Source organism: Persicobacter sp. CCB-QB2 (genome assembly GCF_001274635.1).
In the GTDB taxonomy this organism is placed as follows: domain Bacteria; phylum Bacteroidota; class Bacteroidia; order Cytophagales; family Cyclobacteriaceae; genus Persicobacter; species Persicobacter diffluens.
Genome location: NZ_LBGV01000001.1, coordinates 1,116,574 through 1,132,356, shown reverse-complemented (window position 1 = coordinate 1,132,356; position 15,783 = coordinate 1,116,574). Strand labels below are relative to the sequence as shown.

Sequence of the window (15,783 nt, the reverse complement as noted above, 5' to 3'; positions counted from 1 at the left end):
GGTTGTTGTTCTGAAAGGCGGGTTTATAATACTTTGGCTTCATTTTGTAGCATCTTCACCAATTCATTCACCTCTTCCTGTGCCACAATTTTCACAGCGCCTTTTGCTGCTGGTAATTCATAATCCACCAGCTTCACCTGTTTTTCTCCACCAACAGGCTCCACTACGTTCAGCGGCTTGGTACGTGCGGTCATAATACCGCGCATATTAGGAATTTTCCATTCCGCTATCGGCTCCTGACAACCCGCCACAAAAGGCAAATCAATCTGAATGGTCTGCTTCCCTCCTTCAATCTCCCGATCCATGGTGGCGGTATTGCCTTCCACTTCCAGACGCATTACAGGAGAAACTGACACAATGCCCAGCATTTCTCCAACCAAAGCGTGTACTACGCCGCTGTTAAAATCAATGGATTCTCTTCCCATCAGAATCAGGTCATAGCCTTCTTTGGCAACCTCCGCAATTTGACTGGCTACAAAGAAAGAATCAGTAGGTTCGGCATTTACCCGAATGGCCTCATCCGCACCAATGGCCAGGGCTTTTCGAATGGTCGGCTCAGATTCAGCCGTTCCTACGTTCAAAACGGTCACCGAGCCACCATGTGCTTCTTTCAACTCCACGGCTCTGGCCAGGGCGTAATCATCATAAGGTCCGATGATATACTGCACTCCACTGCTGTCAAATTTGGTATTATTGTCAGTAAAGGCAATCTTTGACGTCGTATCTGGGACGTGGGTAATACATACAAGGATTTTCATAAAATCGGGTGATTAATGGGTTAAAGTTTATTTGAGATTTTGATTGTTTCAATAAAAGGAAGCGTACGTCAAAATTCTCACCTTAGGAAACGAAATGACGAATAGGAAGATAAAAAAAATCACTCGTTTTTTAAGCTCAAATTTATCCACGCAAGCTCATTTACTTTAATTTATTAAAAAAATTTTAAATAAAACTAATTTTCAGATATGAGTTTCGATCGGTTAGCGCAATTAATCGCCTTCAAAGAGGAGGATCCAAGTGATCCGTTTATCTGGTATTCAATTGCCTTAGAGTATACGAAATCCGACCTGCAAAAGGCTAAAAATCACTTTGAACACTTATTAAAAAATCACAAAAATTACCTACCTACCTATTATCATGCAGCAAAATTGTATATAGAACTGGAACTGCTGGAAGAGGCGAAATCCACTTATGAAGAAGGTATTGCACTGGCCAAAAATCAAGGGGATGACTTTGCGCTTAGGGAACTGCAAAATGCCTATCAGAATTTTCTGTTTGAAGAGTACGACGAAGAATAGTTTTTTGCATTTAAAGCCGAAATAGGCATGCTTGATGACTCGTTCAGCTACAAGGAAGGAAAATAAAGGAATAGTTTCCTGTTTCGGGTATTTTCCAAAAAAGGAGAGGAAAGCACGATTAACCAGATTTGGACCATTTTTTAAACCAGAAACAACAGCCTGAGGACAAGCTCTCTTAACTAGAGGGATTGAATCTGAGGGTGAATCATTTGGTTTAAACCAGATCCTGAAGGAGAAATTTATGTGCTGTCATTTTTTTGGGAGAAAAGGCATTGGAAAAATTTTCGGTTCCCTCCTATTTTCTTCAAACAGAAGAAGAAGGATTTAAGGCAGATATATTCAGATAAGAAAAATGGTCAAATAATCAACCTTTTTTATTCGCATTCTATTGCGTTATTTTGCCGTCCGAAAAATTAAGAATTTCAAAAGGGAGAGTATATAATGCACATTGCAGTAGCAGGAAATATAGGTTCAGGCAAAACCACCCTGACCAAAAAATTAGCAAAACACTACCACTGGACTCCACAATTTGAATCCGTGGATGACAACCCGTATTTGAGTGATTTTTATGCGGATATGTCCCAATGGTCATTTCACTTGCAGGTCTATTTTTTAAGCAAGCGTTATGAGCAGATTCTGGATATTCGCGAAGGCGGAAAATCCATTATTCAGGATCGTACCATCTATGAGGACGCCTATATTTTCGCCCGTAGCCTACATGAAGGCGGAAACTTAAATGAGCGTGATTATGCCAACTATATGGATCTGTTTCAGGCCATGACACGCTATATTCAGGCACCTGACCTGCTGATTTATTTGAAGGCGGATATTCCAAAGCTGGTAGATCAGATTACGAAAAGAGGCAGGGATTACGAAAACTCTATTCGCATAGACTATTTGCAGTCGTTGAATAATTATTACAATTCATGGATTGACAATTATGATGCGGGCCGACTTTTAGTAATCGATGTAAATGAAATGGATTACGAAAACCGTGTGGAAGACTTTGCACAGGTAGTGGACAAAATTGATGTAGAACTAAACGGTTTATTCTCCTAACATTTATTTACCCATGCATATTGCAGTTGCAGGAAATATAGGCTCAGGCAAAACCACCCTTTGCAATAAACTGGCCCACCATTACGGGTGGACGGCAGAATTTGAACCGGTGGATGACAACCCCTATCTGAGTGATTTTTATGATGATATGGAGCGATGGGCCTTCCATTTGGAATTGTACTTCTTGAAGAGCCGATTCAAGCAAGCCGTTGACATCAAGGAAAGAATCAGCACGACCGTCCAGGACAGAACCATTGATGAGGGGGTGAATATTTTCGCTAAGAATTTATTTGATTCAGGTGTTTTGAACCAGCGGGACTGGGATAATTATCTGGCCGTTTACCAGCATATGAAACGCTTTATTCAGCCACCGGATTTAATGATATATCTGAAGGCAGACATTTCCAAATTGGTGAAGCAAATTCAGAAAAGAGGAAGGGATTACGAGCAAAGCATCCCGCTTCAATATTTGGAAAGCCTGAATAAAAATTATGAGGAATGGATTAGTCAATACAGTGATTCCAAGCTTTTGATTTTTGACGTAAATGAGATGGATTATGAAAATAAGCCAGAGGATTTCGCCAAAATCACCCAGGCCATTGATGTGGAGTTTCATGGGCTATTCTCCTAATGTTAGCTTGCATTTCAGCACAAAAAAGCCGATTTCCAAACTGTAGAAATCGGCTTTTTCATGTCCTTATCCCGGATTTTTCATGCTTTAATCCTCGTTTAGCTGCTAGGCGGGAAAAATGAAGGAATAGTTTCCTATATCGAGTTTTTCCCAAGGAAGCAGATGAATGAGGAGAAAGCAAGCATACCCAAATTTGAGCTATTGAAAATTCGATAGGGTTAACCGTAAAATCCTGCTAACAAAACACTTATAGTGAATCACTAAATCTAGCGGCGAATAATTCGGGTTATATTTTAAAAAGATCATCCGATGCGGGAGCAGGATTGCTTTCTCCCCAGCCTCTTTTCACCAGCTTGGCGATCTTCTCGGCATGCACTTCTTTACCCAAAAGCAGGATACTTCCCAAAGGCTGTAACTTTTTATCCATCATCACGGATTGGTAAATACTCACCCGCTGCAGATTGTAAAAATGCCCGTGAGCAGCAACATCCGTCAGTAATGCCGTCCATGCCCGTAATTTCCATGCAGGCGCACCATTACCAAAAAAGTCCCCACCAGTGGCTGCTTTTCCAAAATATTGCTCTGCCAGCTTATTGGTCCACTGCTCAGGACCTAAACCTAACTTCAGGCATTCCTTTTCCTTCTGGCGGCAATTCCTGGCAAATGCTTTTACATCCAATTCCGGCATCTTTTCCCCATACCATTTGGAGCGATAAGTCTGCATACGGTATCTGTTATAATCCAAAGGGGTGTCAATCAACAATGCCTTTCTGTTGGCCGTCCACAATGTGATTTCCTTCGGTACAAAAATACGCGCTGAAACGCCTCCCATCTCCCGGAAAAGCTCCTCCAGCATTTCATAATTTTTCCACTTGCGTAACAAGGCTTCCGAAAGTGGCAAGGTCTGTGGCCGGACCAACAGATGCTCTTCCATCCATTGGTAAAAAATCTTACTACTTCTGTCCATCTTCAGTTTGGCTGCTGTCCGTTTCGTCTTCCTGTAATTGTTCTTTTATTCGCTCTTTCAATTGTCCCTTTGAGCCGGGCCAGGTGGTGCGGGTGGAAATATCATAGCTCACCCACAACAAGGCCGCAAAAAACAAAATGGCGAAGACGATAAAAATGATTTTGGAGCGTTTCATCTTATTGGGCTAAAATGGTAAACTCAACTCTTCTATTTAATTTTCTGGTTTCTTCCCGCTTATTATCCGCTACAGGCTTGGCTGATCCATAACCTTTGGCCTCTACACGCTTTTTCTTTATGCCCTTCTCCACCAGATAAGCTTTAATGGATTCCGCTCTTTGCAAGGACAATTTACGATTGGCATCCGTGCTTCCACGGTTATCCGTATGCCCAGCCACTTCAATCACCATATTCGGATTCTCACTTAGCAACTCATACATTTTATCCAGCTGCGCATCTCCACCTTCCAGCATAATGGCCGTTCCCCTTTGGAATAAGATATTATCCAGACGGACGTTCATCCCCACCTCTAAAGGTTTTAATTTAAACCTGTAGGCAGAGGCGGCTTCCTCCACCAGTTCATTCACAGCTTGTTCTATCCCCCAATAGCCTTCCGACTTAATCCTGAATTCTTTCAAACGCTTTCCCTGAGGCAGTGGCACAGATTCATGACCATGAGGAATAATGATCTGCGCAAGGCTGTCTTCCAAAACCGCCTCCACTTCAGCAGCGATTAATTCATTACTATTTTCATCAACCACCCATAACTGCAAATATCTTCGACCCTGTACCTCCTTAACCTCCGGCACTGCTGACACTTTCAGGCTATCGGAAATTTCCGTAGTAATGGTCGCTTCCTCCACCTGAATTTCAGCCTGCGCCACCACTTCCTGTGGCTCCGGGAAGGTATAAACCTTTAAATCGCCATAACCATTCGAATCCTGAGTGGAGACATACAGTCCTTGCTTGCCTTCATTGATAATGCGGAAATAGGTTTCTTTCCCCTTGGTATTAACTTCGGGACCCAGATTCTCCGGCTTTGACCAGGCGGTGAAACTATCATCCAAACGCTCGGAACGGAAAAGATCAAAACTTCCCGCTCCCCCATGTCCGTTAGAAGCAAAATACAGGGTTTTATTATCAGGAGCTAAATAGGGAGACACTTCCTGAAAGGCGGAATTGATCACAGAACCCAAATTTTTCGGATCGCCATAACTCCCATTGCCCTTCCTGAACAAAACATATAAATCCTCTGCTCCCCGACTATTAAAAGACTCAATCGACAGGAACATCACCTTGCCATCAGCACTTAGAGCACCGGAAATTTCTTTGGAGGCATTTTTGAAATAGGGCAATTCCAGGGCTCTTGGCGCCGACCAGGCTCCACCTTCCAACTGACTCACTGAAATTCCCGTGCGCCCATCCTGACGATAGGCATCATTTACAAACATGGTTTTTCCGTCTGCACTCAGGCCCAGAATCTCATTGCGTTGCTCATTATTCACCCGGCCTTTCAACAAAACAGGAGCTGTCCAGCTGCCGTTCGCCATGCGCTCCGACTGCCAGATATCACCCTTATCTTTCTTCCCACCTGCATTCTCCGGATGAGAAGCGCGCACAAAATATAAAATCTGCCCATCCGGCGACAGTACCGGCGCACGCTCATCTACTATGGAATTTATTTCCTCATTCAGCGGGCCCTGCTGCCAATTTTGAGCATTAGCAAAAGTGGCTGCGGTTATCGTTAAACCAATGGTTAAAAGTGTATTCTTAAAAAGCATTATCCAAACATTCAATTTTCAAGGAAAAAATACCAAATCTATAGGTTGATTTTGGGCCTTTACCAAAATTAAGAAAGCCTGTTGAATTCCCCTATTTTATCTCCACATCTATCGCACGTCCACTTAATCTTCTTTCAAAGGGAAACTGACAGGTTGAAATCATCAGTTTATATTTTCCTGCTTCCGCAGGCATTTTGATATGCACAGATTGAAGGCGCTGTTCGCCTTGTCTCCATTTTAATTGCTCCAGAGGAATCGGCTGCTGCGCTACCGGAACTATTTTTCCTTCTTTCCAAAAGGTAGGCAATAATGCCGGAGACGCCCCTTCCAAATCGAAATGGTATTGAACGGCTCGGTCAAATTTATTCGTCAGTAAAACCTCCAGTTTTACCTCTTGCCCGGCAGAATAAGTAGGCGCCGGATTTTGAATTTCACTCCAAATTTTCCCCAGAGATTGAAAATCATCCATTATTCCCACACTCACTTTGCCATTAGGCGTATCAAAGGTTTGCATTTGAGGAAGCTGCCCTTCATAGCCCACCAATGCGATGGATTTCCCCTGAAGACTGTCCAGCATGGGCCAAAGATCATACTGGTGTTTGCGGTAATTCACCTGCGTAAGGCAGGCCACGTGAGCTCCATCTGTATAAAACCCGAATTGAGAAGGTTTTTGAAATCCGTTCACAAAAACCACCGGACGACCCTGCGCCACTTCCTGTATCCTTTCAGACCATTCCTTGCGTTCCTTAAACATTTTCAATGCCGGCAAACTGTACCATGGACCTGCCGGAATGCCAAGCAACAAACGAGCAGTCATCAGCAAAACTAAACTGGCCACAAACAAATTTTTAAACCACTTGTATTCTCCCACTGATAAATATTGAATCCCTCGGGGCGCCAATAAAACCAATGGAATCGTCGCCACCAATGTCCAGTGTGCTTCTACCCAACCTTTAAAAGAGGAAATAAAGAAAAATAGGACAATCCCGAATAAATTCACCAACAAGGCACGATCAAAATCGCCTTCCAATTTCACTTTCAGCGCGGCTTTAAATAAGAAATAAGCCGTCAATGGCCCAAAGACCACCCACTCATTCAGCAAATACATATAGGTATTCGCTATTTTATAGGGCTCCTTAGAGCGGTCAAATAAATGATACTGGATAGATGGGAATTCATTGGAAATTTGCCAGTAAATATGCGGCGTCAACAATAAAACGGAAAGCACAGCCGTCACCCAAAAGCTTGGTCTTGTTAATAACTTCCAATTGGCCAGCAAGCTGAAAAACACCAACAATACCGCATGGTATTTACTATAAAACATCAGGGCGATGACTATCGCAAGCAACAACACATTTTTCCAGCTGTCTTCCTGATAATAGCGCTTCAGCGCATGAAAATACAGCACACCAAAGAAAAACAGAGGCACATCCGGCGTGGTCACAAAGCCATAAATGTGAATCAACGGAACAGAGGCCACCACCATACAGAAGTGAGCAAATTTCACCTGATAAGGCTTGACCAATTCCCACAACAGGTAAATGGCAGTCGTACTCATGAGCACCGTCATCAGACGCAAACCTAATGTACCACTGAAAAACCCTTTGCCGATTTTTATGATAAGCGCAACCATGGGGGGATGATCAAAATACCCCCAATCCATCCAACGGGACCACATCCAGTAATAGGCTTCATCTTCATGCACGCCTACGGCCCAGGCCTGAAGTAAATTAATGATCAACCAGGCTCCCAAGAAGATTAGCAGCCCCTGAGACCGGGTATTAGATTTATCGAAAAGGCTCATTTACAGGGTAGACGAAAAAGTAAAGTAATAATTCACAAAGAAATTCCACAAAGTCACCACACCCACTGCGAAAACTTTAGAGATATAAAAATTGATCTTAAACCGATCATTACAAATATAAATAATGATATTATTCAACACCAATCCGATCAAACTAACGCCAATAAACTGAGAGTATTGCATTAATATTTGCGGATCATGACTTTCAAAAGTCCAAATGCGGTTCAGCATATAATTACTGGAAGCCGCCACCATAAAGCCCGTACTGTTGGCCACATACTTATGCCACTTCAAACGTTCTTTGGTGAAATAGGTAATGCCGAAATCTATAAAAAGTCCTGAGAAGCCCACTACTCCGAATTTGAGTAGCTTCATGAATAATTCTTTCATATCAAATTGCCAATGCGCATAAGGGGGCAAAAATAAGCAAATCCGCTAAACCCCGTAATCAAAAGCCAAAAAAAACCTCTGAGGGGACATTCCCGCTCAGAGGTTTTTAATTTAGTTAGCGCCTTCTTTTTGATAAATTTCGATGAACTTCGTGATATTCTCCGCCGCTATCTTTTTGGCAATGATTTTCTTATCCTTATCCAAAATATAAATGATGGGCGTAGTTCGAATATCATAATCGTAGCGGAAATTACTTTGCACATAAGGATCCTCCCCATTGATCCAGTCCATTTGCTTATCCTCCACATATTTCAACCATTTTTCGGTATCGGTGGTCGTATTCACTCCCCAGAATTCAACGCCCTGATCTCGTAGTTCATGAAAAGCCTCCAATACTTTCGGGGTTTCTTTCTTACAATGCCCGCATTCCGGATCATAGAAAAACAGCACCGTAAAAGGTGCGGAATGGTCCGCCATATTCAACTCATTCCCCTCCGGATCTCTCAACACTAAATCAGGCGCCCTCTCTCCAATCAAATTCGGCTTCAACTGATTTACCCGCTCCTCGATTTTTGAAATGGTTTCCTCCTCTGCCCAAGTCGCCTGACCGGACAAATAATAGCGCTCCGCCAGCTTCACAAAAACATTCTCGGCCCCGATGCGCTTGCCCATTTCAAACTGATTGGACAAATTCACCACCATATATCTGAAAGTCTCCTCATCGCCTTTCGACAATTCAATCAACCTAACGGCCGAATCAAACAAAGAATCCGGCTGCGGATAGGTCAGTTTCTCCATATATTCCTCCACTTTTGGTGCATAGAATTGAGTTCTGAGCAAGGCCGGATCGCTCAGGTCAAAATTATCCCAAAAATGAGATCGGTAATAAATCACCCGCTCCAGCTGACTCCCAAGCGAGGCCGGTACCTCCGGTCGTTTGGTGGCCTTAATAATCTTGGCGGTCATGGATTCCGGATGTTGGGTCAATACCGCAGACTGACGCGCCTTCACATCTTGGTCCAATTGCATCAATTGCTCCTGAAAGGCCTTTTGCTGATCAGTGGCTCCCTCCGGCAGGGCCTGCAGCTGTTGCTGAATCTGCTGCGCTTTATTATTCTGGCTGGTGATAAAATGTTCATAGCCAATAAAAAGCTCATTTTTAGGAGAATGCTGAATATCCATATGTCCCGTCAGGTCCAGGGTATCGGTCTTCAGCGCAAAAGCCTGCTCGTCCGGCACCATTTGAAAATAAACCCCTTCCGGATGATAAATAAAATAAATCCCCTCTTTTAAGGGCTCTTCTCCCTTAAATTGGTAATGCCCCACACCGGATATATCTGTTAAAATACTTGCAGTATCCTTGACGTACTGTTTTTCTCCAAAGTAATAGCCCAAATACATTTCAGGAAGGGCCACGCCCTTAATTTGAAGATCTATTTCGTACCCCTGCCCCTTCACCACATAGCTAAAAAACATCATCACCCCCAATAGCCAATGTGCTTTATTCCTTAAAAACATAAGTTAATGTCTAAATAATTGAACTGTTTGATTTTTCTGACACCACTCCCCCTCACCTTTCTGACTTGCACGCTCCCAAAGTGGTTAAGTTTCAAATATTATAAATAATGCCGATTTGACCAACGAATATGAAGACGACAATTGACAATTTGCTCTTTTTAGGGAGCCTTCCGACCGACAATCAACAGGTAAAAACCAAATTCTGGGTTTGTAATCTGGTAAATTATTTCTGTCTGATCGCCTGCCTGATTTTTGGAAGCCTGGCGCTTTTTACCGCGCCTTCATTATTGATTTTACTCGGGGAAGCTGTCTGGTATACCTTACTTCCCTGACCCTAAACAAACTCCGGCTTAATCATATTGCACGAATTATTACCGCCATCTTCCCCACCTCTTTCACCACAGTGGCCATTAGCCTGATTACACCTCTGGGACAAAATCCGGTACCTTCCTTATTCCTCACGATGACCGCTATGATTATTTTACCCTGGGTATTATTTGATCTCTCAGAAAAAAAACCACTTTGGTGGGCCACAGCCATCAATATCGCTCACCTCTTCGCCCTGCTTTATATGGCGCCTCTTTTCGAAATGAGCTCTTTTATCGGTTACGAAACAACTTCACTTGAATATTTCATTAATACGATTGGTGGGGTGATGATGATCATTGCCCTGACATTTGTCAATAAAAAGGTGCAACGCAATCTGCAGTTGAGCGCTCAGAAAATGATCCATAAAATGGAAGTAAGCCAGAAAGATTTACAATCGAAATCGGAGCAATTACAAGCCTATGTCGCACAGGTAGAGACACAAAAAGAAGAAGACAAAAAAAGGCAATGGATTACAGAAGGCATTGCAGCCATAGATCAGCTGCTCAGGGCAACCGATGGGGCGGAAAATCAGCAGGACCGGCTCCTGAGTGCCATCGTCCAATACACTAACAGCATGCAGGGAGCGATTTACCATATTGACCAACTCCATGGAAAAACCAAAATAAACATGGTCGCCTGCTATGCCTTCAATCGAAAAAAATACCTGCACAAGTCCTATACCGATCGGGAAGGCCTGGTGGGTCAGTGCTATCTGGAGGCTCAGGAAATTTACCTTACAGAAATCCCTTCCAATTATTTTAGTATCAAATCAGGACTGGGAGACGCCCCACCAACATCCATCATTCTAATGCCGATGAAATACAATGAAGAGGTGGTAGGAATACTCGAATTAGCAGCCTTACACCCCTATCCAAAACATTATTTCGAGTATTTAAAGGGCATATGTAATAATCTCGGCGCTCATCTGATTAACCTGAACATCAACAAACAAACCAAAAAACTATTGGAATCCAGTAATCTACAAACCGAACAATTGCAGGCACAGGAAGAAGAAATGCGGCAAAACATGGAAGAGTTGGCCGCTACTCACGAACAAATGACCCGCATGCAGGCCGATCAGGAAAACCACCATCAAAAACAAATCGATCGTTTCAATCTGCATTTTTCAATACTGCTGGAATGTCATGGTATTAGCGGAGAAAGAATCTTGCTATTGAGCCAAAGTGGCGATATTTTATGGCTGAGCCCATTGATTATAGAAGATTGTAATAAAAAAAATCACAGTGGGCAAAACATCCGAAAAATGGCTTTAGAAGAGACGCCCTCCTATTTCCACATGATCAAAGCGGAAATTTTGGTTGAAGACCACATCAACAACAATCCAAAACAATGGCAGCTGAACAAAAAGGTGATTTCCGGAGGTCAACAAAAGCTGTTCGTCTATAACATTTCCAACCAAGTGGCAGCCGCCCGAAATACGCATGCTAAAAAATCACAATAAACCATCAGGAATAAGAGAGTTTCCTGATTCTTTAAAATTATTAATCTATCAATAATTCACCCTATCCTGAGTAATATTCCACTAAATCCCAAATAGTTAAAAGGAAGATCCCAAATACAAGCCGATTTGAGGAGTTTAAATGTCATTTGCCATTGCCGCATAAACTATTAAATTGATGGCGGTAATAATGAAAAGAAACAAACACAGAAATAAGAAATATGACATTTTCAAGAATTAAAGGTGTAGGACACTATGTTCCCGAAAATGTGGTGACAAATGATGATTTGGCTGCCCAAATGGACACTTCGGACCAGTGGATTCAGGAACGTACCGGTATTAAAAGCAGAAGATTTTTTGATCCGGAAAAAGATACCTGTTCCAATATGGCAACCCGTGCATCAAAAATGGCATTAGAGCGCGCTGGCATCGCCATTCAGGAGGTAGACATGATCGTTTTCGCGACCATCACCCCGGATTACTTTTTTCCGGGCTCCGGCGTTTTAATGCAAAGAGAATTGGGACTTCATGAAAAAACCATCCCGGCGATTGATATCCGAAATGCCTGCTCCGGTTTTATCTACGGCCTGTCGGTGGCAGATCAGTTCATCAAAACCGGCATGTATAAAACGGTATTAGTGGTAGGTGCCGAAATCCAGTCCTCCGCTTTAGAAATGTCGGACCGTGGTAGAAATGTTTCGGTTATTTTTGGCGATGGAGCAGGTGCGGCCGTCATTCAGGCCGAAGAAGGAGCAAGCGGTCAGGGTATTCTTTCCACGCATTTGCATGCCGATGGCACGCATGCGGAGGAGTTATTTGGGAAGGACCCGGGCTCCAGCCGACATCCGGATCAGAGACTGAACCAAGAAGTGATAGAGAGTATGAGCATCCGCCCACACATGAATGGCAATGTAGTCTTCAAGCACGCGGTGGTGAGATTTATGGAAGTGATTGGGGAAGCCCTAAAAGCTAATCAAATGACGCCGGATCAGATTGATCTCCTGGTACCACATCAGGCCAATTTGAGAATCAGTAATTTCATTCAACAAAAAATGAAATTGCCGGAAGAAAAAGTATACAACAACATTATGCGCTACGGTAACACCACAGCAGCTTCTATTCCGATTGCTTTGAGTGAGGCTTGGGAGGAAGGAAAAGTGAAAGATGGAGACTTGATCTGCCTGGCCGCCTTTGGCTCCGGATTTACCTGGGCATCCGCTTTGATTCGCTGGTAAATCGATGATAACAGCCATATAAGCACCACACTAGTGGTGCTTTTTTTGTACTTGCACCGGCTTGGCATTGCTTTCCAAGCCATATTGACCAAAAGATTGCAGTAAATTTTGAACTCCTTTTTCGACCGCCGCATACCCCTTAAGATCACCTCCGTTGTTGTCAATTTCCAACAATAACTGGTCAGCATCCAACTGAATAAGGGTGGAACGGATATTATCGACCGCTTCAATTCGGGAAAAATAGTCCTCCGTACTAAGGGCTTTGCGGTATCGATGCAAAAATTTCTTTAATTTCAGTTCATGCTGCCCATAAAGCGGAAGAGTTTGTACGCCTAAGGCATCCCTTTTGGAATAATGCGCATTGATCTTTTTGGCCAGCGCAGCAGACTTTTTAAAGGTGGCATTTTTAAATAACACATGATCACCGATGGCCGATAATAAATCCTTCGGCCTAAATGGTTTGATCAATAACTGCTGAATACCCTTTACAGGCCTTACCCCTTCATACCAATCCACCAAAGCGGTAATGGCTACCACCGGGATTTGCTTAAAATAAGCATGCTCGGATTGCCGGAGCATCTCCATCAATTCCCAGCCATTTAATATGGGTAACTGCAGATCGAGAATAACCATCGAAAAAGGTTTTTCATTGAGCAATTTCAAACCCTGAAGGCCATTTTGTGCCACCACAACCTCTAAATTCCACCGCTTCATCCATTTTTTAAACACAATCACATTCACCGGATCATCTTCTATAAGCAAAATGGAACGATGTTCGAAATCACCTTCTTTCATATTGGCCAGCGGCCTGGGCAGTCCCTCTTCACTTCTTAGAAAGGGAATACACAGGGAAAATTTAACCCTGTCTTTCAAAAAACTGACCTCCATCTCGGCCCCAATTCCCGCTACCATTTTTTTATAGGTGTGTGCAAGCTGCTCCTGAGTTATAGAGGAAGAATCAAAGCCTCCGGAAATATGGAAATTCAGCCATATATTCTTCTCCAGGCATTTCCCCACCCCCACTTCCATTTCAATCGCGTGATCCCCCGTGGTTTCGAGCAGATCGGTTACCTGCTGATGCACCAATTGATAAACCTTTAGCTTATCGCCAACCAAAAATTCCGGGATATCCGTATCCACCCAAGCTTTCACTTTAACCTGCTTCTGTTGGGCAACCGCTTTCAAATCCGCCATCCACTGATGTATGGTTTCCCTCGTAGAAAAAGAAGACATTTGCATCCCGCTATACAATACCATGTAACATTAATTCCTAATTAAAACATAATATGACCGTCTCTCAGCCAGATTACGCAACTAATATGGGTATAACAGGCAATTACTAATATTGTTATTCCTCCTTATTATTGAAAAAAGCGCAGAAGGATCAACGAGGAAGATGTAAGACCTACAGATGAAATTAAACATAAACAAGATGTAATATTAAATTTCAGCCATGCCATTAAAAATCACTAGCGAAATGGTAATTTACTAAGACAGTGGGGCTTTACGATTTTTAATAATTATTAAGTCAGTTTATTGTGCAGAATACAAAAAGTCCCCTAACTTTGTATCCCATAAGTACAGAAACAGCAGTTTATTTCTTATGGGTTCAGCAAAATACATCTTCGTTACCGGTGGGGTAACATCTTCTTTGGGAAAAGGAATTATCGCCGCTTCTTTGGCAAAATTATTACAGGCAAGAGGCTTGTCTGTCACTATTCAAAAATTCGATCCTTATCTAAATATTGATCCGGGAACACTGAATCCATACGAGCACGGCGAGTGTTACGTCACTCGGGATGGAGCGGAGACCGACCTTGACCTGGGACACTACGAACGTTTTCTTAACATTAAGACCTCTCAGGCAAATAATGTGACCACGGGTAGAATTTACCATAACGTGATCAATAAGGAACGTGAAGGAAAATACCTTGGAAAAACGGTACAGGTCATCCCTCATATCACCAATGAAATTAAGGAAAATTTCTATAAACTAGGCCAAACCGGCGAGTATGATGTCATCATCACAGAAATCGGTGGTTGCGTGGGTGATATTGAATCACTTCCATTTATTGAAGCCGTTCGTCAGGCAAAACTAGAATTGGGTTCTTCCAATGCTATGGTGATCCACCTGACGCTGATTCCGTATTTGAAAGCAGCAGGTGAATTAAAAACCAAACCAACGCAGCATTCGGTGAAGCAACTTTTGGAAGCCGGAATCCAGCCTGATGTTTTGGTTTGTCGTTCTGAGCATTCACTTCCTGATGATGTTCGTCGCAAACTTTCTCTTTTCTGCAATGTGGAATATAAAAACGTAATTGAATCTTTGGATGCAGAGACCATTTACGATGTACCGCTTTTGATGAGAAAAGAAAAGCTGGATGAGCGTGTTATTGAAAAATTACAATTGACCTATGACAGCGAACCCAAGCTGGAGCTTTGGAAAGATTTCCTGGGTCGATTGAAAAATCCTACGGCAGAAGTGAAAATTTCTTTGGTAGGAAAATATGTAGAGCTTCACGATGCCTATAAATCCATCGTGGAATCCTTCATTCATGCGGGTGCACAAAACGAAGCCAAAGTTCGCATCAACTGGGTAAGCGCAGAGTCTGTCAATAAAGATAATGTGGCTAACTTATTGGGTGATTCTGCCGGCGTATTGGTAGCACCAGGCTTTGGTGAGCGCGGTATTGACGGAAAAATCACAGCGATTCAATATGTTCGTGAGAACAAAATTCCATTCTTTGGTATCTGTCTGGGAATGCAAATGGCGGTAGTGGAATTCGCCCGCAACGTATTGGGCTGGGAAGATGCAGCATCTTCAGAGATGAATCCTCAGACCACTCACCCGGTAATTGACTTGATGGAAGGACAGGATTTATCCAACCTGGGCGGAACCATGCGTCTGGGAGCTTATGCCTGCGAAATCAAACCGGACACGAAAGCGGCAGAGGTTTATGGCAAACCGGTAGTCCGCGAGCGTCACCGTCACCGTTGGGAATTCAATAATAAATTCTTAGCGGATTTCGAAAAGGCCGGTATGATTGCCTCCGGTATTAATCCAGACTCTACACTGGTAGAAATGGTGGAAATTCCGGATCACCCTTGGTTTGTGGGCTCTCAGTTCCACCCGGAATTGAAATCTACCGTGATTAATCCATCTCCAATCTTTGTTTCATTTGTGAAAGCGGCCTTGGATTACCAGTCAAAAAACAAATAATAGCATTAATATAGCTTTTAAAAAACACCTCGATGGTTCATCGAGGTGTTTTTTT

At 42.9% G+C, this 15,783-nt stretch carries 15 protein-coding genes; 7 read left to right on the top strand and 8 right to left on the bottom strand.

The annotated features are described in order from the left end of the window. Positions 1-23: 23 nt before the first annotated feature. The gene (locus NG22_RS05110) at positions 24-758 is read right to left on the bottom strand and encodes an electron transfer flavoprotein subunit beta/FixA family protein (protein WP_053404725.1); all 735 of its coding nucleotides are present in this window, start codon (positions 756-758) and stop codon (positions 24-26) included. Positions 759-965: 207 nt separating this feature from the next. Here NG22_RS05110 and NG22_RS05105 point away from each other — a divergent pair, with 207 nt between their 5' ends. The 3 genes from NG22_RS05105 (at position 966) to NG22_RS05095 (ending at position 2,988) form a co-directional block, all read left to right on the top strand. Continuing rightward, the gene (locus tag NG22_RS05105; protein ID WP_053404724.1) at positions 966-1,298 is read left to right on the top strand and encodes an enzyme of heme biosynthesis; all 333 of its coding nucleotides are present in this window, start codon (positions 966-968) and stop codon (positions 1,296-1,298) included. 441 nt (positions 1,299-1,739) lie between these two features. After that, positions 1,740-2,357: a deoxynucleoside kinase gene (locus NG22_RS05100; RefSeq protein ID WP_053404723.1), complete on the top strand. Its 618-nt coding sequence runs from the start codon at positions 1,740-1,742 to the stop codon at positions 2,355-2,357. 13 nt (positions 2,358-2,370) lie between these two features. Then, on the top strand, positions 2,371-2,988 hold the full coding sequence (locus NG22_RS05095; protein ID WP_053404722.1) for a deoxynucleoside kinase: 618 nt from the start codon (positions 2,371-2,373) through the stop codon (positions 2,986-2,988). A gap of 286 nt (positions 2,989-3,274) precedes the next feature. On the opposite strand, the gene NG22_RS05090 is transcribed toward NG22_RS05095, so the two are convergent. From NG22_RS05090 to NG22_RS05065, 6 genes are all read right to left on the bottom strand, one after another. Continuing rightward, the gene (locus NG22_RS05090) at positions 3,275-3,955 is read right to left on the bottom strand and encodes a hypothetical protein (RefSeq protein ID WP_157600870.1); all 681 of its coding nucleotides are present in this window, start codon (positions 3,953-3,955) and stop codon (positions 3,275-3,277) included. Further along, positions 3,942-4,130 carry a hypothetical protein gene (locus NG22_RS05085; RefSeq protein ID WP_053404720.1) on the bottom strand — a complete coding sequence of 63 codons (189 nt, stop codon included), beginning with the start codon at positions 4,128-4,130 and terminating at the stop codon, positions 3,942-3,944. The genes NG22_RS05090 and NG22_RS05085 overlap by 14 nt, the downstream gene beginning before the upstream one ends. Position 4,131: 1 nt before the next feature. Further along, positions 4,132-5,733, bottom strand: a complete 1,602-nt coding sequence (locus NG22_RS05080; protein WP_053404719.1) for an OmpA family protein — start codon at positions 5,731-5,733, stop codon at positions 4,132-4,134. A 91-nt stretch (positions 5,734-5,824) separates the two neighbouring features. Then, positions 5,825-7,537 (bottom strand): glycosyltransferase family 39 protein, encoded by a 1,713-nt coding sequence (locus tag NG22_RS05075; RefSeq protein WP_053404718.1) that lies wholly within the window; start codon positions 7,535-7,537, stop codon positions 5,825-5,827. Next, complete coding sequence (locus NG22_RS05070; RefSeq protein WP_082305124.1) at positions 7,538-7,927, bottom strand: GtrA family protein; 390 nt, start codon at positions 7,925-7,927, stop codon at positions 7,538-7,540. A 111-nt stretch (positions 7,928-8,038) separates the two neighbouring features. Then, positions 8,039-9,445, bottom strand: coding sequence for a DUF5106 domain-containing protein (locus tag NG22_RS05065; protein WP_053404717.1), 1,407 nt, complete (start codon positions 9,443-9,445; stop codon positions 8,039-8,041). 128 nt (positions 9,446-9,573) lie between these two features. On the opposite strand from NG22_RS05065, the gene NG22_RS05060 reads away from it, so the two are divergent. The 3 genes from NG22_RS05060 to NG22_RS05050 all read left to right on the top strand — a co-directional run bounded on the left by NG22_RS05060 (position 9,574) and on the right by NG22_RS05050 (position 12,508). Further along, positions 9,574-9,777 carry a hypothetical protein gene (locus NG22_RS05060; protein WP_053404716.1) on the top strand — a complete coding sequence of 68 codons (204 nt, stop codon included), beginning with the start codon at positions 9,574-9,576 and terminating at the stop codon, positions 9,775-9,777. Between the two features lie 71 nt (positions 9,778-9,848). Then, positions 9,849-11,276, top strand: a complete 1,428-nt coding sequence (locus NG22_RS05055; RefSeq protein ID WP_053404715.1) for a GAF domain-containing protein — start codon at positions 9,849-9,851, stop codon at positions 11,274-11,276. 218 nt (positions 11,277-11,494) lie between these two features. After that, positions 11,495-12,508, top strand: coding sequence for a 3-oxoacyl-ACP synthase III family protein (locus NG22_RS05050; protein WP_053404714.1), 1,014 nt, complete (start codon positions 11,495-11,497; stop codon positions 12,506-12,508). Positions 12,509-12,538: 30 nt separating this feature from the next. Here NG22_RS05050 and NG22_RS05045 read toward each other — a convergent pair whose 3' ends face one another. After that, complete coding sequence (locus NG22_RS05045; protein WP_172674327.1) at positions 12,539-13,741, bottom strand: response regulator; 1,203 nt, start codon at positions 13,739-13,741, stop codon at positions 12,539-12,541. A 370-nt stretch (positions 13,742-14,111) separates the two neighbouring features. Between NG22_RS05045 and NG22_RS05040 the strand changes: the two genes are divergently transcribed. After that, positions 14,112-15,728, top strand: coding sequence for a CTP synthase (locus NG22_RS05040; protein WP_053404712.1), 1,617 nt, complete (start codon positions 14,112-14,114; stop codon positions 15,726-15,728). Positions 15,729-15,783 lie beyond the last annotated feature (55 nt).

Coding starts and splice junctions, on each gene's coding strand:
- NG22_RS05110 (WP_053404725.1), bottom strand. CDS start 758: ATGAAAATCCTTGTATGTATTACCCACGTCCCAGATACGACGTCAAAG.
- NG22_RS05105 (WP_053404724.1), top strand. CDS start 966: ATGAGTTTCGATCGGTTAGCGCAATTAATCGCCTTCAAAGAGGAGGAT.
- NG22_RS05100 (WP_053404723.1), top strand. CDS start 1,740: ATGCACATTGCAGTAGCAGGAAATATAGGTTCAGGCAAAACCACCCTG.
- NG22_RS05095 (WP_053404722.1), top strand. CDS start 2,371: ATGCATATTGCAGTTGCAGGAAATATAGGCTCAGGCAAAACCACCCTT.
- NG22_RS05090 (WP_157600870.1), bottom strand. CDS start 3,955: ATGGACAGAAGTAGTAAGATTTTTTACCAATGGATGGAAGAGCATCTG.
- NG22_RS05085 (WP_053404720.1), bottom strand. CDS start 4,130: ATGAAACGCTCCAAAATCATTTTTATCGTCTTCGCCATTTTGTTTTTT.
- NG22_RS05080 (WP_053404719.1), bottom strand. CDS start 5,733: ATGCTTTTTAAGAATACACTTTTAACCATTGGTTTAACGATAACCGCA.
- NG22_RS05075 (WP_053404718.1), bottom strand. CDS start 7,537: ATGAGCCTTTTCGATAAATCTAATACCCGGTCTCAGGGGCTGCTAATC.
- NG22_RS05070 (WP_082305124.1), bottom strand. CDS start 7,927: ATGAAAGAATTATTCATGAAGCTACTCAAATTCGGAGTAGTGGGCTTC.
- NG22_RS05065 (WP_053404717.1), bottom strand. CDS start 9,445: ATGTTTTTAAGGAATAAAGCACATTGGCTATTGGGGGTGATGATGTTT.
- NG22_RS05060 (WP_053404716.1), top strand. CDS start 9,574: ATGAAGACGACAATTGACAATTTGCTCTTTTTAGGGAGCCTTCCGACC.
- NG22_RS05050 (WP_053404714.1), top strand. CDS start 11,495: ATGACATTTTCAAGAATTAAAGGTGTAGGACACTATGTTCCCGAAAAT.
- NG22_RS05045 (WP_172674327.1), bottom strand. CDS start 13,741: ATGTCTTCTTTTTCTACGAGGGAAACCATACATCAGTGGATGGCGGAT.
- NG22_RS05040 (WP_053404712.1), top strand. CDS start 14,112: ATGGGTTCAGCAAAATACATCTTCGTTACCGGTGGGGTAACATCTTCT.